21 protein-coding genes and 1 other annotated feature are annotated in these 18,611 nt (G+C 51.5%); of the genes, 12 read left to right on the top strand and 9 right to left on the bottom strand.

The features are described from left to right. The first annotated feature begins 93 nt into the window (after window positions 1-93). The 6 genes from rpmI (at window position 94) to ihfA (ending at window position 4,798) form a co-directional block, all read left to right on the top strand. Complete coding sequence (gene rpmI, locus HV352_RS12810) at window positions 94-291, top strand: 50S ribosomal protein L35 (RefSeq protein ID WP_003030583.1); 198 nt, start codon at window positions 94-96, stop codon at window positions 289-291. A gap of 55 nt (window positions 292-346) precedes the next feature. Beyond that, window positions 347-703, top strand: coding sequence for a 50S ribosomal protein L20 (gene rplT, locus HV352_RS12805; RefSeq protein ID WP_003030578.1), 357 nt, complete (start codon window positions 347-349; stop codon window positions 701-703). Between the two features lie 120 nt (window positions 704-823). Next, window positions 824-948, top strand: a sequence feature (Phe leader region). Next, the gene (gene pheM, locus HV352_RS23590; RefSeq protein ID WP_001386830.1) at window positions 829-873 is read left to right on the top strand and encodes a pheST operon leader peptide PheM; all 45 of its coding nucleotides are present in this window, start codon (window positions 829-831) and stop codon (window positions 871-873) included. (Overlaps the previous feature by 45 nt.) A gap of 159 nt (window positions 949-1,107) precedes the next feature. Continuing rightward, window positions 1,108-2,091: a phenylalanine--tRNA ligase subunit alpha gene (pheS, locus tag HV352_RS12795; RefSeq protein ID WP_016152865.1), complete on the top strand. Its 984-nt coding sequence runs from the start codon at window positions 1,108-1,110 to the stop codon at window positions 2,089-2,091. Window positions 2,092-2,106: 15 nt separating this feature from the next. Continuing rightward, window positions 2,107-4,494 carry a phenylalanine--tRNA ligase subunit beta gene (gene pheT, locus HV352_RS12790; RefSeq protein ID WP_181634800.1) on the top strand — a complete coding sequence of 796 codons (2,388 nt, stop codon included), beginning with the start codon at window positions 2,107-2,109 and terminating at the stop codon, window positions 4,492-4,494. A gap of 4 nt (window positions 4,495-4,498) precedes the next feature. Next, window positions 4,499-4,798, top strand: coding sequence for an integration host factor subunit alpha (ihfA, locus tag HV352_RS12785; protein ID WP_003030571.1), 300 nt, complete (start codon window positions 4,499-4,501; stop codon window positions 4,796-4,798). Window positions 4,799-4,838: 40 nt separating this feature from the next. Here the strand turns inward: ihfA and HV352_RS12780 are convergent, their stop codons facing one another. The 5 genes from HV352_RS12780 to HV352_RS12760 all read right to left on the bottom strand — a co-directional run bounded on the left by HV352_RS12780 (window position 4,839) and on the right by HV352_RS12760 (window position 9,276). After that, window positions 4,839-6,068: a NupC/NupG family nucleoside CNT transporter gene (locus tag HV352_RS12780; protein ID WP_181634799.1), complete on the bottom strand. Its 1,230-nt coding sequence runs from the start codon at window positions 6,066-6,068 to the stop codon at window positions 4,839-4,841. A 3-nt stretch (window positions 6,069-6,071) separates the two neighbouring features. Next, window positions 6,072-7,034: a nucleoside hydrolase gene (locus HV352_RS12775; protein WP_053389680.1), complete on the bottom strand. Its 963-nt coding sequence runs from the start codon at window positions 7,032-7,034 to the stop codon at window positions 6,072-6,074. Window positions 7,035-7,051: 17 nt separating this feature from the next. Continuing rightward, window positions 7,052-7,786: an outer membrane protein OmpK gene (locus HV352_RS12770; protein ID WP_016152869.1), complete on the bottom strand. Its 735-nt coding sequence runs from the start codon at window positions 7,784-7,786 to the stop codon at window positions 7,052-7,054. A gap of 31 nt (window positions 7,787-7,817) precedes the next feature. Further along, the gene (locus HV352_RS12765) at window positions 7,818-9,032 is read right to left on the bottom strand and encodes a PfkB family carbohydrate kinase (protein ID WP_181634798.1); all 1,215 of its coding nucleotides are present in this window, start codon (window positions 9,030-9,032) and stop codon (window positions 7,818-7,820) included. Window positions 9,033-9,117: 85 nt separating this feature from the next. Further along, window positions 9,118-9,276 (bottom strand): DUF1427 family protein, encoded by a 159-nt coding sequence (locus HV352_RS12760; RefSeq protein ID WP_016152871.1) that lies wholly within the window; start codon window positions 9,274-9,276, stop codon window positions 9,118-9,120. Window positions 9,277-9,580: 304 nt separating this feature from the next. On the opposite strand from HV352_RS12760, the gene btuC reads away from it, so the two are divergent. The 6 genes from btuC (at window position 9,581) to selO (ending at window position 15,000) form a co-directional block, all read left to right on the top strand. Further along, window positions 9,581-10,561 (top strand): vitamin B12 ABC transporter permease BtuC, encoded by a 981-nt coding sequence (gene btuC / locus HV352_RS12755; RefSeq protein WP_032931198.1) that lies wholly within the window; start codon window positions 9,581-9,583, stop codon window positions 10,559-10,561. A 60-nt stretch (window positions 10,562-10,621) separates the two neighbouring features. Next, the gene (locus HV352_RS12750) at window positions 10,622-11,173 is read left to right on the top strand and encodes a glutathione peroxidase (RefSeq protein WP_047500296.1); all 552 of its coding nucleotides are present in this window, start codon (window positions 10,622-10,624) and stop codon (window positions 11,171-11,173) included. Beyond that, window positions 11,173-11,922, top strand: a complete 750-nt coding sequence (gene btuD / locus HV352_RS12745) for a vitamin B12 ABC transporter ATP-binding protein BtuD (RefSeq protein ID WP_181634797.1) — start codon at window positions 11,173-11,175, stop codon at window positions 11,920-11,922. The genes HV352_RS12750 and btuD overlap by 1 nt, the downstream gene beginning before the upstream one ends. A gap of 77 nt (window positions 11,923-11,999) precedes the next feature. Beyond that, on the top strand, window positions 12,000-12,464 hold the full coding sequence (locus HV352_RS12740; protein WP_003832591.1) for an NlpC/P60 family protein: 465 nt from the start codon (window positions 12,000-12,002) through the stop codon (window positions 12,462-12,464). A gap of 318 nt (window positions 12,465-12,782) precedes the next feature. Then, on the top strand, window positions 12,783-13,496 hold the full coding sequence (locus tag HV352_RS12735) for an EAL domain-containing protein (RefSeq protein WP_181634796.1): 714 nt from the start codon (window positions 12,783-12,785) through the stop codon (window positions 13,494-13,496). A 61-nt stretch (window positions 13,497-13,557) separates the two neighbouring features. Then, a complete protein-coding gene (gene selO, locus HV352_RS12730) occupies window positions 13,558-15,000 on the top strand; it encodes a protein adenylyltransferase SelO (protein WP_181634795.1) in 1,443 nt (480 codons plus the stop codon). Here selO and HV352_RS12725 read toward each other — a convergent pair. From HV352_RS12725 to chuS, 4 genes are read right to left on the bottom strand one after another with little or no spacing between them, the layout of a single operon-like run. Beyond that, the gene (locus HV352_RS12725; protein WP_181634794.1) at window positions 14,997-15,776 is read right to left on the bottom strand and encodes a heme ABC transporter ATP-binding protein; all 780 of its coding nucleotides are present in this window, start codon (window positions 15,774-15,776) and stop codon (window positions 14,997-14,999) included. The two genes, selO and HV352_RS12725, sit on opposite strands and share 4 nt — an antisense overlap. Further along, complete coding sequence (locus HV352_RS12720; protein WP_149380947.1) at window positions 15,769-16,761, bottom strand: iron ABC transporter permease; 993 nt, start codon at window positions 16,759-16,761, stop codon at window positions 15,769-15,771. The genes HV352_RS12725 and HV352_RS12720 overlap by 8 nt, the downstream gene beginning before the upstream one ends. Beyond that, a complete protein-coding gene (locus HV352_RS12715; RefSeq protein WP_101700822.1) occupies window positions 16,761-17,582 on the bottom strand; it encodes a hemin ABC transporter substrate-binding protein in 822 nt (273 codons plus the stop codon). The genes HV352_RS12720 and HV352_RS12715 overlap by 1 nt, the downstream gene beginning before the upstream one ends. Then, window positions 17,579-18,610: a hematinate-forming heme oxygenase ChuS gene (gene chuS, locus HV352_RS12710; RefSeq protein ID WP_016152880.1), complete on the bottom strand. Its 1,032-nt coding sequence runs from the start codon at window positions 18,608-18,610 to the stop codon at window positions 17,579-17,581. Before chuS ends, HV352_RS12715 begins: the two co-directional genes overlap by 4 nt. Window position 18,611: the final 1 nt, after the last annotated feature.

Raw genomic sequence — 18,611 nt, 5'->3', positions numbered from 1 at the left:
CTTCAAGTAGCAATGTCTGTGGAGCCTGCGGGTTCCACAGCCGTTGTTCGCCTACGTTTCGTTTATTAACAATGCGAAGTGGAAGTTATTAAAATGCCAAAAATTAAGACCGTACGCGGTGCTGCTAAGCGCTTCAAAAAAACCGGTGGTGGTGGATTTAAGCGTAAGCACGCAAACCTGCGTCATATTCTGACCAAAAAATCTACTAAGCGTAAACGTCACCTGCGTCCAAAAGGCCTCGTTTCTAAAGGCGATCTGGGTCTGGTTATCGCGTGCCTGCCGTACGCATAAGCCGTTAACGTTTAATTAATTTTTTTACTAAGAATATAGATACAGGAGAGCACATATGGCTCGCGTAAAACGTGGTGTAGTTGCCCGTGCACGTCACAAGAAAATTTTGAAACAAGCTAAAGGCTACTACGGTGCGCGTTCTCGCGTATACCGCGTTGCCTTCCAGGCTGTTATCAAAGCTGGTCAGTACGCTTATCGTGACCGTCGTCAGAAAAAGCGTCAGTTCCGTCAACTGTGGATTGCGCGTATCAACGCAGCAGCACGTCAGAACGGTATTTCTTACAGCAAATTCATCAACGGCCTGAAAAAAGCCTCTGTTGAAATCGACCGTAAGATCCTGGCTGACATCGCAGTATTCGACAAAGTAGCGTTCACCGCTCTGGTCGAAAAAGCGAAAGCAGCTCTGGCATAAGCCGGTGAAAAGAGGGAGCCTGGCTCCCTCTCTTTTATTTGTAGTGCAATCAATTGGTTGACAATTTATCCGTAAGCCTTTTCAATAAAGGTTGTCCGGTTTTTACCACACAAGGTAACGCAAGCATGAATGCTGCTATTTTCCGCTTCTTCTTTTACTTTAGCACCTGAACTCAGGAGGCTTGCGCGTGAAAGAAGAAACGGAAAACAGCGCCTAAAAGCCTCCCTGGTGGAGGCTTTTTTTATACACGTTATCCTTCAGGCTGCCTCTGCATTGGCTGCAGTCGCTTACCCCAGTCACATATTTGTCTGAGGATTAGCGCTCTACTGCTGTCTTGACTCAGCCAGAATGATTTTGTGTATATACGAGCGACTAGTGAATATCGCAACATAACGAGGAAAACCATGTCACATCTCGCAGAGCTGGTTGCCAGTGCAACGGCCGCCATTAACCAGGCTTCAGATGTTGCCGCGTTAGACAATGTCCGCGTCGAATATTTGGGCAAGAAAGGGCACCTGACCCTTCAGATGACTACCCTGCGTGAACTGCCGGCAGAAGAGCGCCCGGCAGCAGGTGCGGTGATAAACGAAGCCAAAGAGCAGGTTCAGCAAGCGCTGAACGCGCGTAAAGCCGAATTAGAAAATGCCGCGCTGAATGCTCGTCTGGCTGAAGAAACGATCGATATCTCCTTGCCTGGGCGTCGTATCGAAAACGGCGGTTTGCATCCGGTAACGCGGACTATCGATCGCATTGAAAGTTTCTTTGGTGAGCTGGGCTTTACCGTGGCGACCGGTCCGGAAATCGAAGATGACTATCATAACTTCGATGCGCTGAACATTCCTGGCCATCACCCGGCGCGCGCTGACCACGACACTTTCTGGTTTGATGCGACGCGTCTGCTGCGCACGCAGACTTCCGGCGTGCAGATCCGCACTATGAAAGAAAAACAGCCGCCGATCCGTATTATCGCTCCGGGTCGCGTATATCGTAACGACTACGATCAGACGCACACCCCAATGTTCCATCAGATGGAAGGGCTGATTGTTGATACCAACATCAACTTCACCAACCTGAAAGGCACGCTGCACGATTTCCTGCGCAACTTCTTTGAAGAAGACCTGCAGGTTCGTTTCCGTCCTTCCTACTTCCCGTTCACCGAACCTTCTGCGGAAGTTGATGTGATGGGTAAAAATGGCAAATGGCTGGAAGTATTGGGTTGCGGAATGGTTCATCCGAATGTGCTGCGTAACGTCGGTATCGATCCGGAAATCTACTCTGGCTTTGCATTCGGTATGGGTATGGAGCGTCTGACCATGCTGCGTTACGGCGTAACCGATCTGCGTTCTTTCTTCGAAAACGATCTGCGTTTCCTCAAACAGTTTAAATAAAGGCAGGATAAAACAATGAAATTCAGTGAACTGTGGTTACGCGAATGGGTAAACCCGGCGATTGATAGCGATGCGTTGTCAAACCAAATCACGATGGCGGGTCTGGAAGTTGACGGTGTGGATCCTGTTTCTGGCGCGTTCAACGGCGTTGTGGTGGGCGAAGTGGTTGAGTGCGCTCAGCATCCGAACGCTGACAAACTGCGCGTCACCAAGGTGAATGTCGGCGGCGACCGCCTGCTGGATATCGTCTGCGGTGCGCCAAACTGCCGTCAAGGGCTGAAAGTGGCTGTAGCAACCGTTGGTGCCGTTCTGCCGGGCGATTTCAAAATCAAAGCCGCAAAACTGCGCGGTGAGCCGTCTGAAGGCATGCTGTGCTCGTTCTCCGAGCTGGGCATTTCCGACGATCACAACGGTATTATCGAACTGCCTGTCGATGCACCAATTGGTACCGATATCCGTGAATACCTGAAGCTTGACGATAATACTATCGAAATCAGCGTCACTCCGAACCGTGCCGACTGCTTAGGCATTATCGGTGTGGCACGTGACGTTGCTGTACTGAACAAAGCCCCTCTGGTTGAGCCGGAAATAGCGCCAGTAGCCGCAACCATTAGCGACGTCCTGCCGATTCAGGTCGACGCGGTGGAAGCCTGCCCACGCTATCTGGGCCGCGTGGTGAAAGGCATTAACGTTAAAGCGCCAACCCCGCTGTGGATGAAAGAAAAACTGCGTCGTTGCGGCATCCGCTCGATCGATGCCGTGGTTGACGTGACTAACTATGTGCTGCTCGAATTGGGCCAGCCGATGCACGCATTCGACAAAGACCGCATTGAAGGCGGGATTGTTGTCCGCATGGCAAAAGAAGGTGAAACCCTGGTATTGCTGGACGGCAGTGAAGCGAAGCTGAATGCGGATACGCTGGTGATTGCGGACCATAACAAAGCGCTGGCAATGGGCGGCATCTTTGGTGGCGAACACTCCGGTGTGAATGATGAAACGCAAAACGTCCTGCTGGAATGCGCGTTCTTCAGCCCGCTGTCTATTACCGGTCGCGCACGTCGTCACGGTCTGCACACCGATGCCTCTCACCGCTATGAGCGTGGTGTCGATCCGGCGCTGCAACATAAAGCCATGGAGCGTGCTACGCGCCTGCTGATTGATATCTGCGGCGGCGAAGCGGGTCCAATCATTGACGTGACGAACGAAGCCTCGCTGCCAAAACGCGCAACCATTACGCTTCGCCGTAGCAAACTGGATCGTCTGATCGGACACCATATTGCAGATGAGCAGGTGAGCGATATTCTGCGCCGTCTGGGTTGTGATGTCACGGAAGGGCAAGATGAGTGGAAAGCGGTAGCACCGAGCTGGCGTTTCGATATGGAGATCGAAGAAGACCTGGTCGAAGAAGTCGCCCGCGTATACGGTTATGACAATATCCCGAATACGCCAATTCAGGCGGGTCTTATCATGGGTACGCATCGTGAAGCGGATTTGTCGCTGAAACGCGTAAAAACCATGCTGAATGACAAAGGCTACCAGGAAGTTATTACCTACAGCTTTGTCGACCCGAAAGTCCAGGCGCTGCTGCACCCGGGTGAAGAAGCGCTGCTGCTGCCAAGCCCAATCTCGATTGATATGTCGGCAATGCGTTTATCCCTGTGGACCGGCTTGCTGTCTACGGTAGTGTACAACCAGAATCGTCAGCAAAACCGCGTGCGTATTTTCGAAACGGGTTTACGTTTCGTACCGGACATGCAGGCTAATCTCGGGATCCGTCAGGATCTGATGCTGGCAGGTGCGATCTGCGGTAACCGTCATGATGAACACTGGAATCTGGCAAAAGAGACCGTTGATTTCTATGATCTGAAAGGCGATCTGGAAGCGGTTCTCGACCTGACCGGCAAGCTGGCGGATATTCAGTTCAAAGCTGAAGCGAATCCAGCCCTGCATCCGGGGCAGTCTGCGGCGATTTATCTGAAAGGTGAACGCATTGGTTTCATTGGGGTTGTTCATCCTGAACTGGAACGTAAACTGGATCTGAACGGTCGCACTCTGGTGTTTGAACTGGAGTGGAACAAGCTCGCAGACCGCGTGGTGCCTCAGGCGCGTGAAGTTTCTCGCTTCCCGGCGAACCGTCGCGACATCGCGGTCGTTGTGGCAGAAAACGTTCCCGCTGCGGATATTTTATCCGAATGTAAGAAAGTTGGCGTAAATCAGGTAGTTGGCGTAAACTTGTTTGACGTGTACCGCGGTAAGGGTGTTGCGGAGGGTTATAAGAGCCTCGCTATCAGCCTGATCCTTCAGGATACCAGCCGTACACTTGAAGAAGAGGAGATTGCCGCTACCGTCGCCAAATGTGTAGAGGCATTAAAAGAGCGATTCCAGGCATCATTGAGGGATTGAACCTATGGCGCTTACAAAAGCTGAAATGTCAGAATATCTGTTTGATAAGCTTGGGCTTAGCAAGCGGGATGCCAAAGAACTGGTCGAGCTGTTTTTCGAAGAGATCCGTCGTGCTCTGGAAAATGGTGAGCAGGTAAAACTCTCTGGTTTTGGTAACTTCGATCTGCGTGATAAGAATCAACGTCCGGGCCGTAATCCGAAAACGGGCGAAGATATTCCCATTACAGCACGGCGCGTGGTGACCTTCAGACCCGGACAGAAGTTAAAAAGCCGGGTTGAAAACGCAACGCCGAAAGAAGAGTAATCTGAACTAACTAAAAAGGCCGCGAATGCGGCCTTTTTTCTTAGTGGGCCAGAAGGAAAAACAGCCCGGTCAGTGCTGCGCTCAGCAGGTTAGACAACGTGCCCGCCAGGATCACTTTAAGCCCCATTTTAGCAATGAAACTTTTTTTCCCCGGCACAATCCCCCCCAGTACGCCAATCAATGCGGCAGGAGAGGACAAATTGGCAAACCCAGCCAGCGCCATGATCGTTATTATCTGCGAATATTCCGACAGTTGGTCTTTCATTGGAATAAAGCTGGTATACGCGACGAACTCATTCAACACCAATTTTTGACCTAACAGGCTGCCAATTTGCAAGACTTCGTTAGTGGGAATGCCCAACAGCCAGGCAACCGGAGCAAAGAGGTAACTAAAGATAAATTGTAGCGTGACGTTACCATAGCCGAAAAAGCTACAAAACCAGCCCAACAAGCCGTTCACCATAGCAATTAATGCAATCAGTGCCAGAAGCATTGCCCCCACGTTAGCGGCGAGCTTCAGCCCGATAGTCGCGCCATTTGTAGCCGCTTCAACGATGTTGATAGGCTTTTCATCTTGACCAAGCATATCGCCTGACACGTCGGCAGTGTTTTCGGGTTCCGTTTCTGGAAACAGCATTTTCGCCATTAACAGACCGCCTGGCGCTGACATAAAAGAGGCGGCTACCAGATAGCGAATTTCGATCCCCATACTGGCATAGCCAACCAGCACTGAGCCTGCGATAGAGGCAACACCACCTGTCATGAGGGCAAACAGTTCTGAGCGCGTCATGCGTGGCGCATAAGGCTTCATCAGGACGAAGACGTCAGTATTGCCCGCAAAAATATTGGCCGTTGCAGCCATGGATTCTGCCGGGCTGGTGCGCAGCAGTTTATGGATACCCGTACCGATGAGGCGGATAATCCACTGCATGATGCCCAGGTAGTACAGCACGGAGAACAATGCTGACATAAAAATGATAATCGGCAGAACATGCACGGCAAATACAAACCCCATTTTGAACTGTCCGAGATTACCGAAGAGAAAGTTAATCCCTTCCGACGAATAGTTCAGCATGCCTGACAGACTGTTTGATATGGCGAGTAAGATTTTTTCCCCTAAGGGGACATACAGGATAAATGCAGCAAAAAGAGCCTGGATTGCAAAGGCGCCGCCAACATTGCGAAACCGGATAGCTTTGCGATTTTCTGAACATAGCCAGGCAACGAGTAACAGGACAACAATGCCAAGTATGACGATGAGTATCTGCATGGTTTATCCCTCATCGGCATCAATGATGCTACGGAAAAGATCTTTAAAGAGAGCATCCCGTTCAATAAATTTTGCGACCTGAATGACGTGACGGCGGTTATCAAAACTCCAGCTCAGATTGTCATTGATCAAAGGGGATGTACGGTATTCACAGGTGAACCAGTCAGGATTCAGGACATAGCCAACCGTAGTGATATCCCAAATGACTTTGCGGGATGCAAAACCAATCCAGGGGCATCGCGGGGCAATTTCAGCAAAGTAGCTACCAATGCGGCTGGTCTCTGCAAAATAGTACTGCATCTCTGGGACCGATGAGGCCATAGTGTTAGCCACGCCAAAGCAGGGGATTTGGGTGAGCGCTACGCCACTATCAAAAAGTACCCGACTCGCCGCAATGTCCTGCATCAGGTTGAATTCATGATTATCTTTCCAGGCATAACTGTTACCCCCAAGCCAGATGACATGAATCTTTGTGACGATGTCCGGCGCGAGGAGCAGTGCGTTAGCGATATTGGTCGGCGCGGCGATTGCGAGTACATGTAATGTTTGCTCAGCCGTTCTTGCCCGGTTAATCAAATCCTGTACTGCTGCTGACATCTCCGGCTGGTTGCTATCTTTCAGATAGCGTGTTGAACCCTGGAATATTTGCGGTATGTTTTCGCGGCGGGGGAGTTTGTTAAATACGCGATAGATCTCATCGACGCTCAGTTGCATGCCTACTGCGGGATCGTCAACATATGTGTGCGAGCCCTCTTTACCAAAATAGTGGTTGGTAAACGGAGCGGCGTAAACAGCTTGCAGATCGAGGCGCTCCGGGTGTAAGAATGCCCAGGCAATGGCCATCTGATCGTCAATTTCATTGTAGGTATCGCTGTCAATAACGATAGGTACTTTGCCATACTTAGGTGGCGTAATTAAGGCAATACGCTGCGCTGAAGTTAATTCAGGCCAGTGGATACTTAACATCGTTAATGTTCCTTAAGTTAGAAGTCGTAGGCCAGTCGATAAATGAGAATATCGCCATATCCATCCGCACCAAGTTTGTTATAAAAGTATCGATACATTAATGTGGTGGATATATGAGGCATGATTTTCCAGGTAATATTCAGGCCGCCGTTTAAACCATTGCTACCATGATTGTTAGCGGTATAGTCATCATTACGGTCAAGTTCTATTTCATTCCAATTGGACAGTAAGAAGTCCTGGTTGAGAAGATTGAAAGCATAGCCAGCGTTCCATCCGATTGAGAAACCATTGAGTCCATTAATATCATAAGCTGGGCCAAAATTACTGTGCGCGGTAATGTACTGACGAGCAATCCAGGGTTTAAACCACCATCCATCGCCTTTCAGGTCGGTATAGCCAAGCCCAATAAATTGATTCGTCTCTTTAAAATTGGGGCTTTGCGAATTATAGACTTTTGTAAATAAGCTGGCACCTGTTTTCCAGAGGTAGGTATGGATTTCACCATTCGCAGTCTGCCCCTGATTTCCCTCGTCATCTAGAATGTTTTCAAAATCATAAAAACCGTACATTTCACCCCAATCAAAACCAATACCTCCCTCAATACCAATTAAGGCTTGTTCATATTCGAGGTCTTTAACACCGGCATCCCAGGATTGATAGTCAAAATGTATATTCCCCCAGCCGTATTGTTGTTCAGCTAATGAGGAAAAAGCTACGCACGATAATAAAGCCCCGAAGGCGATTTTTTTCATTCCATATCCCTATTTTGGTGGTGGGTTAATATCAGTATTTATTACAAGCTAATCGTTTTAATACGAGTTCATGGGATGGCATATTGGCTGCACCTTCACGCTCTACGGCCAGTGCTGCAAATACACAGGCGTAATGAATTGCGTTGGCAATATTTTCTCCACAGGCAAGTCGTGCAGCGAGTGCACCATTAAATGCATCACCGGCGCCGGAGGTATCAATATTAACGGCGGGATATGCCGGGAACTGTTGGTGAGTAGAACCATCAAATAACCAGCACCCATCTTTGCCTAACGTAATTAGAATATATTGTGGTCCCATTTGGTGCATGGTTTCGGCGGCCTGACGAATATCGTCTGGCGTACGAATAGCCTTGCCAATTATCGCCTCTGCTTCTGTGAGGTTTGGGGTCAGGATGTGTGTCCAGCGGAGAAGCTCTGTCACTTCCTTACGCCATGGTGCTGGATTCAGGATTGTCATCACCCCAGCGGCATGTGCGAACTTAATAGCTTGAGCTGTAGCGTCAGGATTGTTTTCCATCTGCGTCAAAAAAACATTGGCGGTGCCAATCTCGTCATAACAGGATATAATTTCTTCACTCGTTATTTCCTGATTAGCCCCTGGATTAATAACGATTACATTATCGCCAGCCTCTTCGGATATCATCACTACGGCACTGCCGGTTGGTGCATCATTTTTGGTAAAGATGGTTAGTTTTTCTAATCCTACGCCATTTAAAAAATGCTGGGCTTTGGTTGAAAACTCATCTTCACCTAATTTGACTGTAAAATAAGTGCGAGCATTGGCTTGTGCGGATGCTATCGCCTGGTTGCTGCCTTTCCCTCCGGGTAAACAACAGGAAAAAAGCGCGCGCGTGGTTTCCCCTGAAATAGGAAAACGGTGAAGCCGATAGACTAAGTCGGTATTAAATGAACCCAGAATGTAAACTTTCCCACTGTTTTCGTTCATTGATATTTCTCGTTCGATCTTTGATTGGTTAATGATGATGTTTTGGTGCAAATAAAGAGAGTTGTTCTCATATAATGGGAATTCATTGTCGTGATTATATACAGCACCTCCATAGCATGAGCGGACATGTCCTGTTTTTACGAGGTCATTGATGTCGCGGCGGAGTGTTCTTTCCGTAACATCAAGTACCTTAACAAGAGATGATATTTTTACACTTCCTTGTTTTTTGAGTAGTGTTAAAATATAGCGAAGACGCTGTTTTTTGTAACGACAGGGCATCTAATCCTCACTTTTCATGAATGTGATGAGAGGTCCATGTAATAAGTTTATTTTGTCTATACGTTAATTTCTTTGGTGAATGAATTTATTTGTTGAATAAATAATTAAAGATCTGATTACCACTAAGTACACCGATGATACCAAATACACCAGGCCAGGCAGCAGGGGCTGGAATGGGGAGTTTTATTAATGTAAATATGAAACCAATAATTGCGCCGGCAATAAGCGAAAGAATTATATCCATAAGATAATTCCTGAGGGTGTTATGATGATACGAAGACTACACAATATATTTACGTATTGATGAGAAGACAATCACACAAAACTTCTGCAACCGGACATCTTGTCCGATTGTGGTTATTTATTTAATCTCAGGGGCGATATTAATAATGACAGCTTCTACCTGGTATTGCTGCCAGCATTGCATTATGCAAAAGTCTAAGGTTCATGCTGTTTTGGGCCATTGCCTCATTTGCGGTAGAGCTTCCTTCCATGTTTTTTGCTTTCATCGTAAAATTAATGAGATAACCCATAAAAAAAGTATAAACATGCAACCTTTTGCACAATTACAACGTCGGCGAGACCGATACTGGTTAGGCACTTTATCGCTGTTGCTATTGGTCATGCTCGTGATTAGCTTATGCGCAGGAGAACAGTGGATCGCCCCCGGCGACTGGTTCAGCGCCCGCGGCGATCTGTTCGTCTGGCAAATCCGATTTCCCCGTACCCTCGCCGTTTTGCTGGTAGGCGCTGCGTTGGCCTTATCTGGCGCAGTGATGCAAGCTCTCTTTGAAAACCCGCTCGCAGAGCCTGGATTACTGGGCGTGTCGAATGGCGCGGGAGTCGGGCTCATCGCGGCGGTGCTGCTGGGGCAGGGGCAGCTCCCTGGCTGGGCGTTGGGTTTATGCGCCATCGCAGGGGCGCTGATTATCACGCTTATTCTGCTCCGTTTTGCCCGCCGTCATTTGTCTACCAGCCGCCTGCTGTTGGCGGGGGTGGCGCTGGGCATTATCTGTAGCGCGCTGATGACATGGGCCATCTACTTCTCCACTTCTTTTGATTTGCGACAGCTAATGTACTGGATGATGGGGGGCTTTGGCGGCGTTGACTGGCATCAGGCCTGGCTCATGGTGGCGTTGATTCCGGTGCTGGTGTGGATCTGCTGTCAGTCGCAGCCGATGAATATGCTGGCGCTGGGGGAGACTTCTGCACGTCAGTTGGGATTGCCATTATGGTTCTGGCGCAACCTGCTGGTGGTCGCCACGGGCTGGATGGTTGGCGTAAGCGTGGCTCTGGCGGGAGCGATTGGCTTTATTGGGCTTGTGATCCCACATATTCTGCGGCTGTGCGGCTTAACCGATCATCGCGTGTTACTGCCGGGCTGCGCGTTGGCTGGCGCTATCGTGTTACTGTTGGCTGATGTTGTCGCGCGTCTGGTGCTGGCCTCGGCTGAGCTGCCAATTGGCGTGGTGACGGCCACCATGGGCGCACCGGTATTTATCTGGCTATTGTTAAAAGCCGCGCGCTAGAACGCGTTGATTCGGTCTATGATTAAAAACTGAAAATCCACCTGTTGTTCTGGAGATGCTATGCAAAACACTATCCTCGATACAGACGTGACGACCATCGACGGCGAGGTTACCTCACTGCAGCCGTATGCCGGAAATGTGCTGTTAATCGTCAACGTTGCTTCAAAATGTGGGCTAACGCCGCAATATGAGCAACTGGAGAATCTGCAGAAAGCCTGGCATCAGCAGGGCTTTACCGTTCTTGGGTTCCCTTGCAACCAGTTTCTGGGCCAGGAGCCGGGCAGTGAAGAGGAAATAAAAACGTACTGCAGTACCACCTGGGGCGTTACCTTCCCGATGTTCAGCAAAATTGAGGTCAACGGCGAGGGACGCCATCCGCTGTATCAGAAACTGATTGATGCCGCGCCAACCGCCGTTGCGCCTGCGGATAGTGGATTCTATGAGCGAATGGCGAGTAAAGGTCGGGCGCCGCTCTACCCGGACGATATTCTGTGGAATTTCGAGAAGTTTTTAGTGGGTAGGGATGGTCAGGTACTGCAACGATTTTCACCCGATATGACGCCTGAGGATCCTGTTCTGGTGCAATCCATCAAGATGGCGCTGGCAAACTAATGTCTCGATTGATGCAGCTACAGGACGTAGCAGAATCGACCCGACTCGGCCCGCTTTCTGGTGAGATAAAAGCAGGGGAGATCCTGCATTTAGTGGGGCCTAACGGCGCAGGAAAGAGCACGCTGTTGGCGCGAATGGCGGGGCTGACGACCGGAAAGGGCAGCATCACCTTTGATGATGTGTCATTGGATGAATGGCCGGCAGCAAAGCTGGCGCAATATCGCGCTTATCTTGCGCAACAGCAAAACCCGCCGTTTGCGATGCCGGTCTGGCATTTTCTGACGCTGCATCAACCCGATAAAGCACGCACCGATCTGTTACAGGAAGTCGCCGATGCGCTTGGGCTTGGGGATAAGCTGGGACGCAGCGTGAATCAGCTCTCCGGCGGTGAGTGGCAGCGCGTGCGCCTGGCTGCGGTTATCCTGCAGATTTGCCCACAAGCGAATCCATTCGGCCAGCTTTTGCTGCTGGATGAGCCGATGAACAGCCTGGACGTGGCGCAACAAAATGCGCTGGACCGGATGCTGGGTCAGCTGTGTTTGCAGGGCATCGCGATTGTAATGAGCAGCCATGACCTTAATCATACCTTACGTCATGCGCACAAGGCCTGGCTCCTCAAACGCGGGAAGCTGCTTGCCAGTGGTGCTCGTGATACGGTACTAACGCCGGCCAATCTGTCTGCGGCTTATGGCGTGAACTTCCGTCGTTTGGATATTGAAGGCCACAGAATGCTCATATCAACCACTTAAGTTAAATGGGTTCTTGAAAATCATATAATTTCCACGCTAAATTGACATAAAAATATAATTCAGAGGATTCGTCCTGAATGCGCTTTTGGCTTCTTTTCATCACAGCATTGTTTTTGGCGGGCTGCAGCAGCCATCGTGCTCCTGCGCCAAATGCCCGCTTGTCGGATTCTATCGCCGTTATCGCCGGGCTTAATGACCAGCTACAAACCTGGCATGGCACACCCTATCGTTATGGCGGCATGAGCCGTAGCGGAGTGGATTGTTCTGGATTTGTATTGATGACAATGCGCGATAAATTCGATCTGCAACTCCCGCGTGATACCCGCACGCAATCAAAGATTGGTACCGAAATTGATAAAGATGATTTGCTGCCCGGCGATCTGGTGTTCTTTAAAACCGGTTCTGGGGAAAGCGGTCTGCATGTCGGAATTTACGACACCAATAATCAATTTATTCATGCCTCAACCAGCCGTGGTGTGATGCGCTCGTCACTGGACAACGTTTACTGGCGCAAAAACTTTTGGCAGGCGCGACGTATTTAATCCTCATCAGTCACGAGGCTGCCTACGGCTGAGCAGCCTCGACATTTCCATTTGTTAGTAACTTCTTATTTCTGCCGCCAGCCGGACAATACTCCTGAACATTAAGAGCGTATCTTGCTAAAAATATGATTTATTCCGAGATATTAAAAAGTGCAAAGCTGGATATTCGCTTATAATCAGGATAAGCTAAAAAAAAGGATTCGATTTACTGGCTATAAAGGGAAAAATGAAAGGGCCTCTACTTGCATCAGCAATAACGTATTTCTCCATCCTTTGCTACAGGATGCCGGATAACACCTATGCAGAGGGGCTGGCACGATGATTGTTTCAATGGATACTCTTTACCATTCAGAGTTCTCTTTTCTCCCTGCGAGAAACGAAAAAGGCGATCTTGAATACGTAGATATCATTACCAGTTTTGCCAGTGCGCAGGCGGATGTGCGTATACCCACCGAGCTGGTCCTACCTCGGATGTCGGACGAAGAGCAATGTCGCTTATTTACCGAAAAGCTTGAATTAATCGAAACGTGCCAACATTTTTTTATTCAACGAAAGGTTTCTGCCTGGATTAATTTAACGCCGGCAATTGCTAATACTTTATTATCAGATGCTAAATTTGCTTCACAAGTTGAACGATTGTCATTTCTGGAACTGGCTATTAATGAAAACTATCCAGAGTTAAATAATGGAAAAGCGAATCCAACGCTGGCAGCACTGGCGGCGCGATTTCCATTAGTACTGACAAACTATGGTGCTGGCGGCATATCAAACCGAGCAATTTTTGATGGGCTGTTCAAACGCGTCGTGCTCGATAAAAACTTTGTTCAACAAAGGATTACACATATTTCGTTTGAGCCATTTATGCGGGCTATCCTGGCACAGCTATTTCCCAGCAGTGAGTCAATTATCATTAGCGGTATTGATACACCCGAGATGTTAGCGCGCGTACTGCCTCTGGGATTCAGCGCCATGCAGGGCGCGCTGTGGCCTGCTGTGCCCCCCGCGCAGATAATTTCGCTCGCGAAGATATAACCCTCATATTTGCTGGTGTTTAACAGGCTTTTAACAGTCTACACTAGAGACAGGAGGCCCTATGACCCTGTCTTTTACCACCCGCTGGCGTGATGAATTACCAGCAACCTATACAGCACTTTCACCCACTCCCCTGAAAAACGCGCGCCTGATCTGGCATAACGCTGCGCTGGCGGAGCAATTAGCTATTCCAGAGACGCTATTTGATATTCCGACCGGAGCCGGTGTTTGGGGCGGTGAATCGTTGCTTCCCGGGATGTCGCCTTTAGCGCAAGTTTATAGCGGACATCAGTTTGGCGTCTGGGCGGGCCAGCTTGGCGATGGACGCGGGATCCTGTTGGGCGAACAACAGCTCGCTGACGGCTCAATGTGTGACTGGCACCTGAAAGGCGCCGGACTTACGCCTTATTCCCGTATGGGGGATGGTCGCGCCGTACTGCGCTCGACAATTCGCGAAAGCCTGGCCAGCGAAGCGATGCATTACCTGGGAATACCGACTACGCGGGCATTGTCGATTGTTACCAGCGACACGCCGGTGTATCGCGAAACGGTAGAATCAGGGGCGATGCTCATTCGCGTGGCGCAAAGCCATATGCGCTTTGGCCATTTTGAGCATTTTTACTATCGCCGCGAGCCGGAAAAAGTGCGCCAGTTGGCTGACTTTGCGATTCGCTATTATTGGCCGCAATGGCAGGAAGAAGCCGATAAGTATCAGCTGTGGTTTAACGATGTTGTCACGCGTACTGCGACGTTAATCGCGGACTGGCAGGCGGTGGGATTTGCGCATGGTGTCATGAACACGGACAACATGTCGATTCTGGGACTGACGATGGATTACGGCCCATTCGGTTTCCTTGATGACTACGTGCCCGATTTTATCTGCAACCACTCAGACAACCAGGGGCGATACAGTTTCGATAATCAACCGGCCGCGGCGCTTTGGAACCTGCAACGTCTGGCGCAAACTCTGTCGCCATTTATCCCGGTCGAGGCGCTTAATGATGCGCTGGACAGTTATCAACTGGCGCTGTTAACTCGCTACGGTCAGCGGATGCGACAAAAGCTTGGCTTCTTTAGCGAGCAAAAAAACGATAACGAACTGCTTAGTGAACTGTTTAACCTGATGGCGCGGGAAAGAAGCGACTATACGCGAACGTTTCGCATGCTCAGTCAGACGGAACAACACAGCGCGCAATCCCCGCTGCGCGATGAGTTTATCGATCGCGCAGCGTTTGACGATTGGTTCACGCGGTATCGCTCACGCCTGCAGCAAGACAACATTGCCGACTCAGTCAGACAAACGCAGATGAAGGCGGCTAATCCGGCGATGGTATTGCGTAACTGGTTGGCGCAACGGGCGATTAATCAGGCAGAGCAGGGGGATTACGCCGAGCTGCATCGGTTACACGAAGCGTTGCGTACCCCATTTGTCGATCGTGATGATGAGTATGTCAGCCGTCCACCTGACTGGGGCAAACGGCTGGAGGTGAGCTGTTCAAGCTAAGGGGCCAGAAACACCTGCGGGGATCCGTTGGCCGGATGCTGGCCAACGTGTACCTGGGCGCCATACCAGCGCTTCAGGTCATCGGCCTGTAACACGGCCTCTGGCGTTCCCTGCGACACCAGCCTGCCGTTGTGCAGCAACACTATTCTGTCTGCCCACAGTGCGGCGAGATTCAGATCGTGAAGCACAATGCACACATGCAGCTCTTGTGAAGCGGTAAGCGTCTTCAGCAAGCGCAACAGATGCTGCTGGTGGTAAAGATCCAGCGCAGAGGTAGGTTCATCAAGGAATAACCAGCCGCGAGGCGCGCCGTCGCACCAAAGTTGCGCCAGTGCACGGGCTAACTGTACTCGCTGTTGTTCGCCGCCGGAAAGCGCGGCGTATTGCCGGCCCGCCAGCGGTGTACATCCGGTCATTTCCATCACCTGAGCGATAAGTCGAGGTTCCGACCGCTGGGTCCAGGGCGCACGCCCCATCGCGATGACGGCCTCTACCGGCCAGTCAAATCCCAGTTGTGTTTGCTGGCGCATCACCGCCCGATGCCGCGACAGTGTTTGGCTATGCCATTCATCCAGCGATTTACCCGCCAGCACGCAGCGCCCTGTAGCCGGTTTCAGAAAACCGGTCAGCAGGCGCAGCAGGGTGGATTTCCCCGCACCGTTTGGGCCGATGAGCGCCACCAGTTCACCTTTTTCGAGGGCAAGAGAGACGTCGTCAATCACCGCTCTGCCCGCGACGCGATAGTGAAGCCCTTCAGCGATGAAATGTTCAGCCATGCGGTCCTCGTTGACGAAAAATAAGCCATAAAAACCACGGTGCGCCCAGAAGACTGGTTAGCAAACCGACCGGCATTTCCGCAGGCGCAACCGCCGTACGGGCCAGCGTGTCGGCTATCAGCAATAAAAATGCGCCCGCCAGCACGGAACCTGGGATAACGGCCCGATGGTCTGAGCCGAGCCACATGCGCATCAGATGCGGGATAACCAGCCCGATAAAGCCAATTACGCCGCTTACCGCCACGGCTGCGGCAACCAGCAGTGCGCTACAAAGTAGCAAAACACGCTGAACAGTACGCACATCTACACCGAGGTAATGCGCCTCTTCCTCACCTAACTGCAGCAGGTTCAGCGCCGGTGCCAGACGCCAGATGATCAGCACCGTCGGGACAGTCAATGAAGTGACAGCCAGCAGCGTGGACCATTGCGCGGCCCCCAGACTGCCCATCCCCCATAGCGACAGCTGGCGCAGTTGCGCGTCATTACTGACCCACGACAGAACGCCAACCGCCGCCCCGCACAGCGCGTTGATGGCAATACCGACCAACAGCAGACGTGAGAGTGAAGCGTCGCGCTGTTGGCTAAGGATAAAAATAACCACCGTTGCCGCCAGCGCACCGAGAAAAGCGGCCAGCATGGGGGCGTACAGCATCAACAGCGCGGGCAAAGAGACCGGCAGCACTACCCACAGGGCGACGGCGAAGGCGGCACCGCTGCTTATCCCCAGTAATCCCGGATCGGCAAGCGGGTTGCGAAACAGGCCCTGCATCACGCAGCCCGCGAGCGCCAGAGAACCGCCAATCACCAGCGCCAGCAGGACGCGGGGCAGGCGAATGGTGAGCCAGATTTGACGCAGTGCCTCATCGCCATCACGCCACAGCAGACTTACCGGCAGGCGCAACGCGCCAAAACCGGTAGCCATAATTGTCATCACGACCAACATGAGTGCGAGTGTCCATAAAGAACAACGGATACGTCGCGACATCAGGGCAATTGCTCAGCTTTAGCGCGAAGCTGCAAAATGGCCTGCGGGGTGCGTACGCTAAAGCCGAGCAGCGCCATATCGTCAACCTGCAATACCTGTTTATTTCGTCCGGCAGGCGTCTGCGCCAGGCCCGGCAGCGCCCACAGGTTATCTTCGCCACCCATCGCCTTAACGCCGTCCTGTGAAATCACCACCAGATCGGGCTGGCTGGCAATGACGCCTTCCTGCGACAGCGGCTGATAGCGGTTAACGCCCTGCATTGCGTTGCGCAAACCGGCGGCACGAATAGCCGCATCGGCTGCAGTTTGCTGGCCCGCTGCCATCGCGGTCATCCCGCCATGATTGAGAATAAACAGCACGCGTTTGTTAAGTTCAGATGACGGCAGCGCCGCCAGTTCCTGACGTAAGCGGGTGCGCAGCGTTTCGCCATCGGCCTCCCTATGGGTGGCTTCGGCGATGACGCGAATTTTTTCATCAATCACATTAAGCGCGTTGCTTGCCGGGATCGTCACAACCCTGACGTTGCTCTGTTCGAGCTGTTTTAGCGCCAGAGAGGGCTGCGCCTGCGCGCTGGCAAGGACCAGCGTAGGGCGGGTGGCAAGGATCCCTTCGGCGTTGAGTTGGCGCAAATAACCGACATCAGGTAGGGCGTTTGCTGCTTCAGGCCACTGGCTGGTGCTGTCTCGAGCCACAAGGGAAGACTGTGCTCCCAGTGCGTATACAATCTCGGTGACATCGCCACCGAGAGCAACAACCCGTTCCCTGGACGCAGCCATCGCGACGATGGGCAGTAGCGCAATCAGGACCAGCAGTTTTTTCATGCGGCCAGCCCCTTCGGCGTCAGTGCGTCAATTTGCGCGCGCCATTGCGTCTGCTCCGGTTCGCCTTCCGTTCGTTGACCATACAACTGGGCGATTTGCGTGCCGTCGGCAGCAAACAGTTCCAGGCTGGTGACGTGGCCATCGGCGGTCGGTTTGCGCGTTACCCATGTTTCTGCCACGCTCTCTTCCAGCAGGTGTAAGGTAAATGTCGGGTTGAATATGTTCAGCCAGCCTTTCATCGGCACCAGTTTTTCTATCACACCGGTAAAAATCTGTACGCAGCCACGATTACCCACAAAGACCATAATTTCATTGCCATCCTGGCGCGCGGTGTCGAGTAACTGCGCCAGAGCGCTATTTGCGACTTTACAGGCCAGATCGTCGCCCACCAGGTTAAACGCCTGTTGGCGGGTGAGATCGTGGCGTTTCAGCAGACCGAAGAACTGGTGTACATCGGTCATGGCTCGCCACTCTTGATCCACGGTCTGCGCATCGACCGTGACGGTGGCTGGAGCAGAAGGGGGGGCGGGTTGCAGCGCCAGAGGCGGGTTTTCAGCGAAGATGAAACGGGTCAGCAACGCAGCCCATTCCTCAATGAGGGTATTCTGTGTGGCATAGACCTTCAGCAGCGCATCCCCCTGATGGTCAAAGAACTGAATGCTCTGACGTTCGCCGTGGGCGGTTGTTTCGCTGATATGGAACACGCTTGCCCACTGATTGAGGAACAGGCGCAGGTCGAGAGCGCGCGGATTGAGTACCAGTCCGGCATGACCGTTCAGGTGCTGATTGGTAAACGCACCAACCTGCTCATGCACCGCATATTCGTTGCGGCATATACATTTGGTTTCGCCGACGGCTTCCAGTGCGCCGAGGATTTCACGCACTTCGCCCCGTAAGCGCCAGGCGTCATGACCGACGCGCGCGAAGGTCAGTTCGGCTTCGCTAATATTCATCAATCCCGCAATATCACGTGCGTATTTGCCAGGATTTTCTTTCTTCAGTTCCAGCCAGCGAGTGTAATGATTCATT

It is taken from the genome of Citrobacter sp. RHBSTW-01044 (assembly GCF_013781945.1).
In the GTDB taxonomy this organism is placed as follows: Bacteria; Pseudomonadota; Gammaproteobacteria; order Enterobacterales; family Enterobacteriaceae; genus Citrobacter; species Citrobacter braakii.
This window is presented reverse-complemented; position numbering and strand designations above follow the sequence as displayed.

What these genes read in the sequence shown, in the direction of transcription:
- rpmI (WP_003030583.1), top strand. Translation starts at nt 94, where the DNA reads ATGCCAAAAATTAAGACCGTACGCGGTGCTGCTAAGCGCTTCAAAAAA.
- rplT (WP_003030578.1), top strand. Translation starts at nt 347, where the DNA reads ATGGCTCGCGTAAAACGTGGTGTAGTTGCCCGTGCACGTCACAAGAAA.
- pheS (WP_016152865.1), top strand. Translation starts at nt 1,108, where the DNA reads ATGTCACATCTCGCAGAGCTGGTTGCCAGTGCAACGGCCGCCATTAAC.
- pheT (WP_181634800.1), top strand. Translation starts at nt 2,107, where the DNA reads ATGAAATTCAGTGAACTGTGGTTACGCGAATGGGTAAACCCGGCGATT.
- ihfA (WP_003030571.1), top strand. Translation starts at nt 4,499, where the DNA reads ATGGCGCTTACAAAAGCTGAAATGTCAGAATATCTGTTTGATAAGCTT.
- HV352_RS12780 (WP_181634799.1), bottom strand. Translation starts at nt 6,068, where the DNA reads ATGCAGATACTCATCGTCATACTTGGCATTGTTGTCCTGTTACTCGTT.
- HV352_RS12775 (WP_053389680.1), bottom strand. Translation starts at nt 7,034, where the DNA reads ATGTTAAGTATCCACTGGCCTGAATTAACTTCAGCGCAGCGTATTGCC.
- HV352_RS12770 (WP_016152869.1), bottom strand. Translation starts at nt 7,786, where the DNA reads ATGAAAAAAATCGCCTTCGGGGCTTTATTATCGTGCGTAGCTTTTTCC.
- HV352_RS12765 (WP_181634798.1), bottom strand. Translation starts at nt 9,032, where the DNA reads ATGCCCTGTCGTTACAAAAAACAGCGTCTTCGCTATATTTTAACACTA.
- HV352_RS12760 (WP_016152871.1), bottom strand. Translation starts at nt 9,276, where the DNA reads ATGGATATAATTCTTTCGCTTATTGCCGGCGCAATTATTGGTTTCATA.
- btuC (WP_032931198.1), top strand. Translation starts at nt 9,581, where the DNA reads ATGCAACCTTTTGCACAATTACAACGTCGGCGAGACCGATACTGGTTA.
- HV352_RS12750 (WP_047500296.1), top strand. Translation starts at nt 10,622, where the DNA reads ATGCAAAACACTATCCTCGATACAGACGTGACGACCATCGACGGCGAG.
- btuD (WP_181634797.1), top strand. Translation starts at nt 11,173, where the DNA reads ATGTCTCGATTGATGCAGCTACAGGACGTAGCAGAATCGACCCGACTC.
- HV352_RS12740 (WP_003832591.1), top strand. Translation starts at nt 12,000, where the DNA reads ATGCGCTTTTGGCTTCTTTTCATCACAGCATTGTTTTTGGCGGGCTGC.
- HV352_RS12735 (WP_181634796.1), top strand. Translation starts at nt 12,783, where the DNA reads ATGATTGTTTCAATGGATACTCTTTACCATTCAGAGTTCTCTTTTCTC.
- selO (WP_181634795.1), top strand. Translation starts at nt 13,558, where the DNA reads ATGACCCTGTCTTTTACCACCCGCTGGCGTGATGAATTACCAGCAACC.
- HV352_RS12725 (WP_181634794.1), bottom strand. Translation starts at nt 15,776, where the DNA reads ATGGCTGAACATTTCATCGCTGAAGGGCTTCACTATCGCGTCGCGGGC.
- HV352_RS12720 (WP_149380947.1), bottom strand. Translation starts at nt 16,761, where the DNA reads ATGTCGCGACGTATCCGTTGTTCTTTATGGACACTCGCACTCATGTTG.
- HV352_RS12715 (WP_101700822.1), bottom strand. Translation starts at nt 17,582, where the DNA reads ATGAAAAAACTGCTGGTCCTGATTGCGCTACTGCCCATCGTCGCGATG.
- chuS (WP_016152880.1), bottom strand. Translation starts at nt 18,610, where the DNA reads ATGAATCATTACACTCGCTGGCTGGAACTGAAGAAAGAAAATCCTGGC.